Source organism: Maribacter sp. (assembly GCF_039968975.1).
In the GTDB taxonomy this organism is placed as follows: domain Bacteria; phylum Bacteroidota; class Bacteroidia; order Flavobacteriales; family Flavobacteriaceae; genus Maribacter.
Window position 1 is genome coordinate 1 of sequence record NZ_JBDVOT010000056.1, and the last position, 13,391, is coordinate 13,391.

At 35.5% G+C, this 13,391-nt stretch carries 13 protein-coding genes; 5 read left to right on the forward strand and 8 right to left on the reverse strand.

Annotation, left to right across the window (positions count from 1 at the left end; translation table 11 throughout):
* Together ABJI11_RS03655 and ABJI11_RS03660 are read left to right on the forward strand one after the other, a co-directional pair.
* Positions 1–1,191 (forward strand): transferrin receptor-like dimerization domain-containing protein (locus ABJI11_RS03655; protein ID WP_348349512.1); only part of this gene is annotated, 1,191 nt, incomplete at its 5' end.
* A gap of 2 nt (positions 1,192–1,193) precedes the next feature.
* Positions 1,194–1,415, forward strand: a complete 222-nt coding sequence (locus tag ABJI11_RS03660; RefSeq protein ID WP_348349514.1) for a DUF2007 domain-containing protein — start codon at positions 1,194–1,196, stop codon at positions 1,413–1,415.
* A gap of 55 nt (positions 1,416–1,470) precedes the next feature.
* Here ABJI11_RS03660 and ABJI11_RS03665 read toward each other — a convergent pair whose 3' ends face one another.
* Positions 1,471–2,406 (reverse strand): DUF1080 domain-containing protein, encoded by a 936-nt coding sequence (locus ABJI11_RS03665; protein ID WP_348349516.1) that lies wholly within the window; start codon positions 2,404–2,406, stop codon positions 1,471–1,473.
* A 344-nt stretch (positions 2,407–2,750) separates the two neighbouring features.
* On the opposite strand from ABJI11_RS03665, the gene ABJI11_RS03670 reads away from it, so the two are divergent.
* Positions 2,751–3,227, forward strand: a complete 477-nt coding sequence (locus ABJI11_RS03670) for a c-type cytochrome (protein ID WP_348349518.1) — start codon at positions 2,751–2,753, stop codon at positions 3,225–3,227.
* A 16-nt stretch (positions 3,228–3,243) separates the two neighbouring features.
* On the opposite strand, the gene ABJI11_RS03675 is transcribed toward ABJI11_RS03670, so the two are convergent.
* Together ABJI11_RS03675 and mnmA are read right to left on the reverse strand one after the other, a co-directional pair.
* On the reverse strand, positions 3,244–4,185 hold the full coding sequence (locus ABJI11_RS03675; RefSeq protein WP_348349520.1) for a nitronate monooxygenase: 942 nt from the start codon (positions 4,183–4,185) through the stop codon (positions 3,244–3,246).
* 89 nt (positions 4,186–4,274) lie between these two features.
* Positions 4,275–5,465, reverse strand: coding sequence for a tRNA 2-thiouridine(34) synthase MnmA (mnmA, locus tag ABJI11_RS03680; RefSeq protein WP_348349522.1), 1,191 nt, complete (start codon positions 5,463–5,465; stop codon positions 4,275–4,277).
* A gap of 303 nt (positions 5,466–5,768) precedes the next feature.
* Here mnmA and ABJI11_RS03685 point away from each other — a divergent pair, with 303 nt between their 5' ends.
* On the forward strand, positions 5,769–7,316 hold the full coding sequence (locus tag ABJI11_RS03685) for a fasciclin domain-containing protein (RefSeq protein WP_348349524.1): 1,548 nt from the start codon (positions 5,769–5,771) through the stop codon (positions 7,314–7,316).
* A 252-nt stretch (positions 7,317–7,568) separates the two neighbouring features.
* On the opposite strand, the gene yidC is transcribed toward ABJI11_RS03685, so the two are convergent.
* The 3 genes from yidC to ABJI11_RS03700 form a co-directional block, all read right to left on the reverse strand.
* Positions 7,569–9,422, reverse strand: coding sequence for a membrane protein insertase YidC (gene yidC, locus ABJI11_RS03690; protein ID WP_348349526.1), 1,854 nt, complete (start codon positions 9,420–9,422; stop codon positions 7,569–7,571).
* Between the two features lie 90 nt (positions 9,423–9,512).
* Positions 9,513–11,129, reverse strand: coding sequence for a CTP synthase (locus ABJI11_RS03695; RefSeq protein ID WP_348349528.1), 1,617 nt, complete (start codon positions 11,127–11,129; stop codon positions 9,513–9,515).
* 50 nt (positions 11,130–11,179) lie between these two features.
* The gene (locus ABJI11_RS03700) at positions 11,180–11,422 is read right to left on the reverse strand and encodes a DUF3820 family protein (RefSeq protein WP_348349530.1); all 243 of its coding nucleotides are present in this window, start codon (positions 11,420–11,422) and stop codon (positions 11,180–11,182) included.
* A gap of 49 nt (positions 11,423–11,471) precedes the next feature.
* On the opposite strand from ABJI11_RS03700, the gene ABJI11_RS03705 reads away from it, so the two are divergent.
* A complete protein-coding gene (locus ABJI11_RS03705) occupies positions 11,472–12,341 on the forward strand; it encodes a TIM barrel protein (protein ID WP_348349532.1) in 870 nt (289 codons plus the stop codon).
* Between the two features lie 151 nt (positions 12,342–12,492).
* On the opposite strand, the gene ABJI11_RS03710 is transcribed toward ABJI11_RS03705, so the two are convergent.
* A complete protein-coding gene (locus ABJI11_RS03710; protein ID WP_348349534.1) occupies positions 12,493–13,029 on the reverse strand; it encodes a DUF922 domain-containing protein in 537 nt (178 codons plus the stop codon).
* A partial coding sequence (locus ABJI11_RS03715) for an OsmC family protein (protein ID WP_348349536.1) occupies positions 13,017–13,391 on the reverse strand: 375 nt, incomplete at its 5' end. The genes ABJI11_RS03710 and ABJI11_RS03715, both read right to left, overlap by 13 nt.

The following is a 13,391-nucleotide window of genomic DNA, read 5'->3' on the forward strand; positions in this document are numbered from 1 at the left end:
TTTCCTGATCAATGGGTTATGCGTGGTAATCACCATGATGCATGGGTACATGGTGCAAATGATCCTATTAGTGGTTTGGTTGCCCTAATGGAGGAAGCCCGCGCTATTGGTGAACTTGCAAAAAAAGGACAAAAACCAAAACGTACATTGGTATTCTGCGCATGGGATGCCGAAGAACCAGGGTTAATAGGTTCTACAGAATGGGTTGAAGATCATAAAAAAGAACTACAAGAAAAGGTTGTTGCCTATATTAATACTGATGGTAATGGTCGCGGATTCTTAGGTGCCGGTGGATCTCACTCACTACAGGCTATGGTAAGCGAGGTAGCGGATAATGTGGTTGACCCACAAACAAATGTATCAGTTAAAGAACGTAGAATTGCAGCAAATATGGTTAACGGTGGTGACGACTCTTTTAAGTTATCTGCATTAGGTTCTGGTTCTGACTACACCCCTTTTATTCAACATGCTGGTATAGCGGCTTTAAACCTTGGTTTTGGTGGAGAAAATGGCGGCGGAGAATATCATACTATCTACGATACATATCCACATTATAAAAGATTTAAAGATCCAAAATTCGCCTATGGTGTTGCCTTGGCGAATACTGCAGGTTTAATTACTTTACGTTTAGCAAATGCAGATGTTATTCCGTTGAACTTCTCTCAATGGCATTCAATGATTTCAAATTACTTAACCGAAATTATTGAAGAAACAGAAAGTATGAGAAAAGAAGTTTTAAAACATAATAAAATAGTTTCTCTAAAATCATATGAATTAGCAGCCGACCCAACAAAAAAAGTAAAAACGCCTACAAAAAAAGAACTTATTCCTTATGTAGATTTTTCATCTTTACAAAATGAATTAGTCATACTCAATGAAACTATTTCTCAGTTTGAAAAAATCAATATATCTGCTCTTTCTAAAAAATCAAGAGAACAGCTTAATAAACATTTAATAAAAGCAGAACAGATGCTTACCTCAGAGGAAGGACTACCTCGTAGACCTTGGTTTAAACATCAAATTTACGCACCAGGCTTTTACACTGGTTACGGTGTAAAAACTTTACCGGGAGTAAGAGAAGCTATCGAACAAAAAAATTGGACAGAAGCAAAAGAACAAATTGAAATATTGACAAACACTTTTCAAAATTTCAACACCTATATTAAAAACGCAACTAAAAATTTACAATAATTATGGATTCAAACTATATTAAAGTTTTCGGCGGTAATAGTATAGAAGCAAAACGCATTGAAATAGCGTTGAAAGAAAATAATATCACTCCAATACTCAAAGATGAAAAAGAATCTGCTCGGCTAGCTGGTTTTGGAACGCCGCTATCAGAATTCATAGAAATCTATATAAATAAAGATGAAGAGAAAAAAGCTTTAGCTATCATTACCAAACTTAATAGTTAAAAACATAAAAAAGCCTCCATAACCGGAGGCTTTTTTCTAATACTTTATTCTAAAATCACCCCTTAGTTAAAGGTGTTATTTCTAATTTTCTAAATTCTACAGGACCATGATCTCCTTGTATCATTATTGGTCCGGCTTCTGATTCATTATTATCTAAAGCTCCACCAGTCATTGCTTCAATATTTTGATTAGAAATAATTGTTTTTCCGTTTGCTACAATAGTAACTCTTCTTCCTATCAAAGTAATATCATAAGTCTGCCATTCTCCAGCTTTCTTTGCTACATTTTCATTGGGAGTTAACAATCCATAAATTCCACCAAAATATATGGAAGATGGTTCTAGACCAATATTATCGGCTATCTGCACCTCATAACGCCCTCTTAAATACATACCACTATTACTACCTTCTGGGTATCTAAATTCTGCATGTAGTTTAAAATCTTTAAATTTTTCTTCTGAAACTAAATTAACCCCGGGTTTAGAGCTGGTTAATATGCCATCTAACACCGCCCATTGATTTCCCGGCTTAATTGTCCAGCCTTTTAAATTTTTACCATTAAATAACTTTACCGTCTTCCCTTCTTTCGCATTTTCATAATATGGAAGTTTTGGTGATCTGTTAGCCGTCCAATTATACGTCTTTCCATCTACATATATCATAGTACCTTCTAAACCTTCTCCTACTATTTTTCCTTCAAATTCCATATTGGCCGCTCCCGGTTCCCATTGTGGCGGAATTTCAAATGAAAATAATTCGCCATGCTTTTCAATTTCTGCAACTGGTCTTGCACTACCGAAAGCATACGTAAACCTACCGATTAAGGTATTGGTACCAGAATGTCTAATTTCTAACCAAGATGGTAATTTTTCACCTTCTTGATCAATAGTTAAATTCCATTTCCCTTCTAATGGATGACCTTCTTGAGCTTGTAACAGGGTTAAATTAATAGCCATCAAAAAAATGAAGGCAGCTGTTTTTATAGTATTCATATAAATATTGGTTTGATAAGTAATCAAATATAAAGGAACTTTTGAACACACTTTCTTAACGTTGAAATAAATTATGTTTTAAATTCAAATTGATAAATCTATACCATATATGGTTAATAATTTACCTACAATTCATTTTTTAGCTTAGTTATCTACATTATTCACCACATTTAAGTATCAATCCAACCAAACAATAATGACATTTTAAAGATAAATCTTTTAGGGACTAAATCCTTAATGCTTCTTTGCGCTTCTGGCATAAATAAACAACCTGTTGAAATACCGTTGACTATACAACATGACTGCAACCCTTATAGCACATCTAGATAATCTTAAAAAAAACCTTGTTCTCCGCTAATCCTTTTCAAGAAACTCTATATGGAGGAAACTGGTGGGCAGGTAGATCTGTTATCAACAACAACCCTACAGCGCAATGTGTACGTTGCCACTCTGTAAATGGTTCAGGTGGTGAAGTAGGTCCTAAATTAGATAATATTGGTAATGTTTTGGACAGACAGCAATTATTAGAAGCGCTTATTGAACCGAGCAAAAGATTGGCTCCTGGTTATGGGAGCATAACAATAACTTTAAAAGACGGGCAAAAAGTTCAAGGCGTGTTAATAGAAGAAAATAATAAAGAGATTTTGCTAAGAACATCTGAAGCTGAACCTTTAAGAATTCCTTTAATGAGAATCGCTCAAAGAGAAAATTCAATGTCAGCCATGCCTGCTATGAGTCGTATGATTTCTAGAAGAGAACTTCGAGATCTTATACAATACCTGGGCTCCTTAAGAAATAAAGTACGGATTATTGAAGGTTAAGATAAAGAAGTATAGTCTATAAGGAGGAAAGTTCTGCTTTCCTCTTATTAAACTCATACATCATTTCCTTTACAATTTCACCAGCAGGCTTAATGTCGTGTATCAACGCAGATACTTGACCTATTTCTAACTCGCCGTCTTCTAAGTCGCCTAAGAACATCCCTTTCTTGGCACGCCCTCTGCCTAAAAGCGTTTTTAATTCTTCGGTAGTGGCTCCGTCAGCATATGCTTGTTGTACTTCGTTGTAGAATTTGTTTTTCACTAAACGAACAGGAGCTAGTTCTTTTAAGGTTAAATGAGTATCTCCTTCCTTTGCCTCTACCACCACCTCTTTAAAACTCTCATGATTAGAGGCTTCTTCACTTGCTACAAACCTACTGCCAACCTGCACCCCATCGGCACCTAAAACCATAGCTGCCAGCATTGCTTTACCCGTGGCAATACCTCCTGCGGCAATTAAAGGAATTGTTATTTTTTCTTTCACTGCAGGAATCAAAACTAAAGTTGTTGTTTCATCCCTACCATTATGTCCGCCTGCTTCAAAACCTTCTGCAACAATAGCATCTACTCCGGCTTCCTGAGCTTTCAATGCAAACTTCAAGCTACTGACCACATGTACAACGGTTACTCCTTTTTCTTTTAAAAAAGATGTCCATGTTTTAGGGTTTCCTGCAGATGTAAATACAATTTTTACCTCCTCTTCTATGATAATATCCATCAATTTATCAATATCAGGATAGAGCATAGGCACATTAACCGCGAAAGGTTTCTTAGTCGAATTTTTGCACTTTTGAATATGCTCACGCAAAACATCAGGGTACATGCTACCGGACCCGATGACTCCTAAACCTCCTGCATTTGATACAGCACTGGCTAGTCTCCATCCGCTGGTCCAAATCATTCCTCCTTGAATTATTGGATATTCTATCTTAAAAAGTTGGGTAATTCTATTTTGCATGCGCAGAGTAAGTGACTTAAATATCAATTAAAGAGTAAGAAGTTACATTTTAAAGATACTATTATGCCCTCTAAAATGTAACCTATTATTTAAGAAATTACTCCGGAGCCAATTAGGTCATCTTCTAAATACCAAGCTACAAATTGACCTTCGGTAATTGCCGACTGCATTTCTTTAAAATCTACATACAAACCGCCTTCTACCTTGTATATTGTTGCTTCTTGTAGTTCTTGTCGGTATCTAATACGCGCTTTTACTTCTAGTTTTTCATCAATATTCAATGCTAAATCAGTTCGTACCCAATGTAATTCTTCGTCTTTCACAAATAAAGTTCTTCTATACAGACCCGGGTGCGCCTTACCTTGACCGGTATATATGATATTCTCGTTTACATCGGTATCTATTACGAATAAAGGTTCTTTTGTACCACCTACATGCAACCCTTTACGTTGCCCTTTGGTAAAATAATGCGCACCTTGGTGCTCACCCACAACTTTACCATCTGTAAGATGATATACAGGTTTCTCTGCGTAAAATTCTAATTCAGCATTTATATCATCAAAATTAGGCGTAGTTCGCTCATAAGCATCAAACCCAGCAGGCACTTCCACAATCTTTCCAGTTTTGGGTTTTAATTGTTGCTGTAAAAATTCTGGTAATCTTACTTTACCTATAAAACATAAACCTTGCGAATCTTTTTTATCTGCAGTAATCAAATTCATCTTTGCGGCAATTTCCCTTACCTGCGGCTTGGTCAACTCCCCTATCGGAAATAATGTCTTTGATAATTGTTCCTGCGAAAGTTGACATAAAAAATATGACTGGTCTTTGTTACCATCTTTTCCTGCCAATAATTGATATGTTTCCGTACCATCCGCATTGTGCAAAGTTCCTTTTCTACAATAATGCCCAGTGGCTACAAAATCGGCACCCAACTGCATGGCAATTTTCATAAAGACATCAAATTTAATCTCTCTATTACAAAGTACATCAGGGTTTGGTGTGCGCCCCATTTCATATTCCTTAAACATATAGTCAACTATACGCTCTTTATACTCGGCACTTAAATCTACTGTTTGAAACGGAATACCCAATTTTTCTGCTACAATCAAAGCATCGTTACTATCTTCTAACCACGGACATTCTTCTGATATCGTTACCGAATCATCATGCCAGTTCTTCATAAACAAACCAATGACATCATATCCTTGCTCCTTTAAAAGGTATGCTGCCACGCTTGAATCTACTCCTCCAGAAAGTCCTATTACTACTTTTTTCATCTCTTCTTCTTGGTCGATACAAAATTACGAAATTTCATTTCAAAGTCTATTTTTTTCAAACACTGCTTTACCCATAATCCTTTAACGATAAGCTTAATAAAAATCAATGCTAAGCTCATATAGTCTTCACACATAATTTTTTTGAGTCAAAAATATTTTGTTAAACTTTTTTAAAAATTAGTTAAACAAAATATAACTGTCGTATTTTTAGCATTGTACATTATTTATTATCATAAATGTATTTTAAATCACTTAATGTTAAACATAATTAAAACTTAATTAAACAAATTTAAAAACACCATTATGAAAAAAATGCTGAGATTACGAAATTTTTTACTGCTACTTACTATTACCTTGGTTACATGGTCATGTAGTGACGATGATGATGTGGAACCTATGACAGCCAACGAATTGACCATCGTTGAAACCGCCCAAGCAGAAGATGCACTTTCTTCTTTGGTTGCCGCTCTTACAACTGCCGATAACTCTGAAGGAACGGATTTAGTAGGGACTTTAAGTTCTGACGGACCTTTTACCGTTTTTGCCCCAACAAACGATGCTTTCACAACATTATTAAATCAATTAGATGATTTTGACTCACTTTCTGACTTTGATACAGACGAAGAAAGAGCAATTTTAACCTCTATTTTAACGTATCACGTAGTTTCTGGAGTTGCCGCAAGCTCGTCTGACCTTAACAATGGTATGGTCGTTACAACAGTACAAGGTGAAGATTTAACTATTAATATTGATGGCGACGTATTTATTGATGATGCTACCGAAGTTGATGCTCAAGTAGTCATTGCAGATGTGGAAGCTAGCAATGGTATTGTTCATGTTATTGATAAAGTATTGTTACCACAAGCTATAATTGATGCTCTGAACGGAGAAGAAATGCCTGAGGAAAATGGAACATTAGTAGATATTGTTGTAGCTACAGAGCCATTATCTTTATTGGAAACTGCTGTTATTAAGGCAGATTTAGTTGCAACCTTAAGTTCAGAAGGACCATTTACAGTTTTTGCCCCTACCGATGATGCCTTTGTATCACTTTTAGATATACTAGGTGACGACTATAATAGTCTAGATGATTTTGATACCGACGAGGAAATTGCCCTTTTGACTAACATACTATTATATCATGTAATTGCTGCAGAAGTTAAATCTACAGATTTAGCTGCCGGCGAAGTTGCTACTGCATTTGAGAACAACAGCGTTGAAGTAATTTCTTCTGGCGATACATTTGTAATAGGAGATGCTTCTGATACCGATGCTACTATTACAGGTGTTGACATTATGGCTTCTAATGGGGTTGCCCATACCATCGATAAAGTTTTATTGCCACAAGCGGCAATTGACTTTGTTGCGAGCTTACAATTAAAAACTATTGTAGACACAGCAGTTGCTACAGATGATTTAAGTTTATTGGTAGATGCTTTGGTACAAGCTGATGCAGGTTTGGCTGAGACACTTAATGGCGATGGTCCTTTTACAGTATTTGCACCTACAAATGATGCTTTTGTTGCTCTTTTAGATACTTTAGGCGAAGACTATACTAGCCTAGCCGATTTTGATACAGAAGCTGAAAAGGGTTTATTAGTAACTATACTTTCCTATCACGTAGTAGTAGGAACAGCCGCTTTTTCTACAGATTTAAGTAATGGACAATCTATTGAATCTTTTCAAGGTGAAAACGTGGGTATTGACATTAAAGAAGATGGATCGGTACATGTAGAAGATGCAACCGAAGAGAATGCAACAGTAGTTATTGCTGATGTAGAGGCTAGTAACGGAGTAGTTCATGTTATTAACAAGGTTCTTTTGCCACAGGCAGCACTTGATGCACTATAATTAACAACATTCAATTTAAAACAAAAGAAAACCTCTCTACAAATAGAGAGGTTTTTTTATGCCTTGAAACAGCTAACATCATTATACAACCTTTTAACATACAATAACCCACCCTTTACAACTAACTTTTTATAGAACCTTAAATAAATTACATCTTTGACATCCCAAATCTTACCAAACCAAGCCTTAACCAATGGCAAAAGCCCTTTCAAATTTGAAAGGGCTTTTTTATTTTCAAAAAATAAGAAATACTTAATTCTTTTTCTGCGCTTCTGCCTGCTCCATCATTTCACGCATTTTCTTTTGGAACTTATTCTCCTTCTTAGGTTTCTTCTTATTTTCTTGTATCTGGGCATGAATCTTATCATTATCTATAATAACATTCTTGATCACCAACATAATACCAATTGTAATAAGGTTAGATACGAAGTAATACAAACTTAAACCACTTGCATAGTTGTTAAAGAAAAACAACATCATAAACGGCATTAGGTACATGATAAATTTCATGTTAGGCATACCCGGCTGTGTTGGCATATTTTGACCTGTTGTCATATTCATATAAAAGAATATAGCTATAGAAGCCAAAATTGGAAATAAACTTACGTGATCACCATAAAATGGAATAGAGAATCCTTCTGGGAATTGATAGATAGTATCAAAAGAAGAAAGGTCATCTGCCCATAAAAATGATTTTTGACGTAATGCGAACGATGTTGGGAAAAACATGAAAAGCGCATAGAAAATAGGCATTTGTATAACAGCGGGTATACAACCGCTCATGGGGCTCACCCCTGCCTTACCATACAACTTCATGGTTTCTTGTTGCTTCTTCATAGCATTGTCCTTGTACTTCTCTCCCAGCTCTGTAATTTCAGGTTTTAAAACCTTCATCTTAGCTTGAGATAAATAGGACTTATAGGTTACAGGTGACATTGCCAAACGAACTAATATTGTCATAATTACAATAGCAATACCATAAGGGAAGTACGTACTAATAAGACCATAGAAAGGTGTAAACACGTAACGGTTGATCCAACCAAAAATACCCCATCCAAAAGGAATAGAATCTACCAGGCCTAAATCTTCGTATTGAGATAAAGTCTCAACATCTGTAGGACCAAAATACCAGTGTAAATCTTTAGATATTTCTCCACCTTCCAAACCTACGGTTAAAGCCGATGCATATTTTTTAGTAAAACCAAAAGTTCTACTCTCCTCTTCTACTAAATTAACAGAGGTAAGATCACCTCCTTTAAAAGGCTCATCTGCCGCTAGAATACTGCTAAAAAAGTGCTGTCTGTAAGAAATCCATTTTATATCTTCTTCTGATTCTTCATCATCACTACCTTCAGAAAGCTTACTTATTTTTCCATCTTCATGATTATAAGTTAAACGCGTATATCTGTTCTCGTATTGAATACTTTTTGAGTGGCGTATACCTTTTAACTTCCAATCTAAAGTTACTGGTTTACTGGTACTAATAACATTATCCAAACCTTTTGACTTAATGGTAAAATCTACCAAATAGTCGTTCGGTTTAATAACATATCTATATTCTAAATATTGATTGCTAGATGTCTTTGCTTTCAACGATAACACCTTGTTACCATTATCATTTGACATAGTAGGCTCAAAATATAAATCTTGAGTATTCAACATTCTATTATCAGATGTCGCAAAATCTAAACCAAATGAAGCATTACCATCTTTTACCAAATACACCGGTACAGAATCATAAGTAACGAATTGTTTCATTTTCGCTTCTACAATCTGCCCACCTTTATTACTAATTTTTAATAAAAGAACTTCATTCTCAAAAGTAGTTATGTCGTTAGAAGGTTTTGTAAAACCAAAAGCACCAATTTTTCCTTGGTAATTTGCAACTGCAGTAGAATCTTGTAAATCTAATTGCGGTACATCATTAATAACAGTTTCTGTTTCTGAATTTTCTGACGCCTTTGCAGCCTCTACTTGTTCTTGCTTCGCCTTTTCTGCCTCTAACTCTTCTGGAGTTGGTTGATTTTGGTAAAACATGAAGATGAGTATTCCAAAAATAAGCACGAAGCCGATAATGGATTGTACATCAAATTTCTTTTCTTCCATGTGGTATTTCTAATTAATTGGATATATTTTGAATTTTTAAGAAAGCAAATATATGTCCAAATATGGTGTTTATGCCAATGTGGCATTAGTTTATGCCTTTTTGTGCTCTAAAGCAGCCTTGACCAAGCCAACAAATAAAGGGTGTGGATTAGCAACGGTACTCTTATACTCTGGGTGATACTGTACGCCAATAAACCACGGGTGATCTTCTAGCTCTACAATTTCAACTAAATTGGTTTCTTTATTAAAACCTGTGGCTTTTAGTCCTGCATTCTCTAATTTCTCTAAATAGGCATTGTTAAATTCATATCTATGACGGTGACGCTCAGAAATTTGAGACTCTCCATGATACATTTCTTTAACCAGACTACCTTCTTTCAATTCACAGTCCCAAGCACCTAAACGCATTGTACCACCTTTATCGGTTACGGTCTTTTGCTCTTCCATAATGCTAATTACAGGATCAGATGTATTTTCATCCATCTCTGTAGAATTTGCATTTGCAAGTTTCAATACATTACGTGCATATTCAATAACCGCCATTTGCATACCTAAACAAATACCTAAAAACGGAATTTTCATTACACGTGCATATTCAACAGCTTTCACTTTACCTTCTATACCACGTTCACCAAAACCTGGCGCTACCAAAATAGCATCCAATCCTTTTAGTTTGTTTTCGTAGTTGGCTGCCGTAATATATTCTGAATGAACAGATTTCACCTTTACTTTTACCTCGTTAGCAGCTCCTGCATGTATAAAAGCTTCTAATATAGATTTATAAGAATCTTGTAACTCTACATATTTACCTACTAAACCAATAGTAACCTCAGCTTTAGGGTTTTTATGTCTAGCCAAAAACTCGTTCCAACGACCTAAGTCTGGCTCTACATCATTAGGTAACCCCAATTTCTGCAAGGTTACGGTGTCTAAACCTTCTTCTTGCATTAACAATGGTACATCATAAATTGTAGATGCATCAATACTCTGAATAACCGCTTCACGCTTTACATTGCAGAATAGCGCCAGTTTGTCTTTTATATCATTAGAAATCTCATGCTCTGTCCTACATACAAGAATATCGGCTTTGATACCGCTTTCCATTAACGTTTTTACAGAGTGCTGTGTGGGTTTTGTCTTTAATTCACCTGCTGCAGATAAATAAGGCACCAAGGTCAAATGAATAACAATAGCATTGTTATCACCTAATTCCCAAAGAAGTTGACGTACCGCTTCTATATAAGGTAATGATTCTATATCACCTACCGTACCACCAATTTCAGTAATTACGATATCATATTCACCGCTTTTACCCAGTACTTGAACGCGTTCCTTTATTTCATTTGTAATGTGTGGAACTACTTGTACCGTCTTACCTAAAAATTCTCCTCTACGTTCTTTTTCTATAACGCTTTGGTAAATTCTACCAGTGGTAACATTGTTTGCCTGAGAAGTACGAACATTTAAAAAGCGCTCGTAATGTCCTAAATCTAGATCTGTTTCGGCACCGTCATCAGTCACATAACATTCGCCATGCTCATAAGGGTTTAACGTTCCTGGATCTACATTAATGTATGGATCTAGTTTTTGAATGGTAGTTTTGTAGCCGCGAGATTGCAGTAATTTCGCCAAAGATGCAGCAATGATGCCTTTTCCTAACGAAGAAGTAACGCCTCCCGTAACGAAGATGTATTTGGTTTGTGCCATGTATCGAATTCTATGTTACGGGACACAAAGTTACAAATTGAGGTGAGAACTTAACGGGTTTCCTTAGGAAAATGTTTTTGTATTTTTCGAATTATTGATTCTAAGCCATTTGTTTTGATTTCTAGCATAGATTGCAATAAATCTCCCAATTTACCATCAGGAAATCCTTTTTGATTAAACCATACCAAATAAGGCTCTGGCAAATCTATTAGATGCCTTCCCTTATACTTACCAAATGGCATTCGGTAATGTGCTAATTCTATTAATTTTTCCTTATCAGGATTTATTTCCATTATTAAATGTAAAAAATTATCTTTAAAAAAATCAACAACTCACAACAACATGAAACGAAGAAATTTTATTGGTACCTCAGCGGCTGCCTCTGTCGGATTCTTAACTACTTCAGCAGCAGTGGCAAGCAATAAAAAAACTAATGCGACCGCCAAATTAAAGTACAATATTAACCATAGTGTCTGTTATTGGTGCTATGGAAGCATCCCTTTTGAAGATTTTCTTAAAAAATTAGTTGAACTAGATATACGTTCTATTGATCTGGTAGGACCAGATGAATTTCCGCTTTTGAAAAAATATAATATCCATGCTGCTATGTGTTGGGGCGCTGGTATGGGAATCGAGAAAGGTTTTAACGACCTCTCTTTACATGATGAACTTATTGCAGATTACGAACGTGTTATTCCTTTGGTAGCAGAGGCTGGTTATACCAACCTAATATGTTTTAGTGGTAACAGAAATGGAATGAACGATCTTGTAGGTTTACGTAACTGTGCCATTGGGTTAAAAAAATTAATGCCTTTGGCTGAAAAACACGGCGTAGTTTTACAAATGGAACTTTTAAACAGTAAAGTGAACCACAAAGATTATATGTGCGACACTTCTGAATGGGGCGTATCTCTTTGTGAAACAATTGGCTCTGAACATTTTAAATTGCTTTACGATATTTACCACATGCAGATTATGGAAGGTGATATTATAAGAAACATTCAAGATTACCACCAATATTACGGACACTACCATACCGGCGGAAACCCAGGCAGACACGAAATCGATGACACACAAGAAATTTTCTACCCTGCCGTAATGAAAGCTATTTTAAAAACAGGTTATACAGGACACGTAGCTCAAGAATTTGTACCTAGTTGGGAAAACAAAATAGACGCTTTAAAACAAGGTGTTACTATTTGTGATGTATAGTTTAGTTAACTAGCGGTTTTGTCATTAAGTTCAAAAATTACAAGTTGTTTTTTAAGAAAAATTGTTGATTTCATTTTTAATGAGGTCAACAATTTAAATAATGATTTTTTAGAACTCGAATCTAAAAATTGATAACTATTTCACTTTTAATCTAATGTTCACTTAAGGTCTCGGCTATCTCTTTAACCCAACGTTCTTGCACCACTAAATTTCGTGAATAATTAGTTTCTGAATCGTATTTATTTTGAAAATCGTTCAGTTGGCGAATAGTAGCTTTATAGATTTTACGAATTTCTACTTTTACATTCTTGGTAAATTTCGTCTCTGACAATTGCTTTCGCAATTTACGCGCATAAAGCTCGGTAATATCAAAATGTAATTGCTCGTGCAGCAAGGTAACATCATTGCACAACTTAGGTTTATACCATGACTTTGTTGGATAGAAATACGCAAACACTTTATAATCTACCTGTAATTCATTATTCTCGTAAAATGTGGAAAAGCGATAGGTTATACCACTTGCTGTAGTTGCTGCAGCCCTTGAGGTAATTGGAGCATCACCTTTAAAATCATTCCAGGTAAATCTAAAATCAGGTTTCCACGACACTACTTCTTGGCTCTGAACATTAAAAATGGTCAGAAGCGCTAATAGAAACAATATTGAACGTGCCTTTTTTATAAGTCCCAATTATATGTGATTACCTTCTCAATATCTGGATGTAAACTATAGTGCACAGGGCATGTATTTGCCGTGTGCACTAAAATTTTTCTGTTCTTATCTGAAATTTCTTTTGGTAAATGTACCTCAACTTCAATCTTAGCTATTCTTCTAGGTGAAGTTGCCATGTGCTTGGTTACAGATGCTGTAGTACCTTTAAGATCCACTTCTAACCCGTTTGCCTTAATACCCATCATTGTCAACATACAACTAGCCAAACCTGTTGCAACGGTATCAGTAGGTGAAAATGCTTGCCCTAATCCGTTGTTATCTACTGGCGCATCGGTAACAAAAGAATCGTTAGATTTTAAATGAATACACTCTGTTCTTAG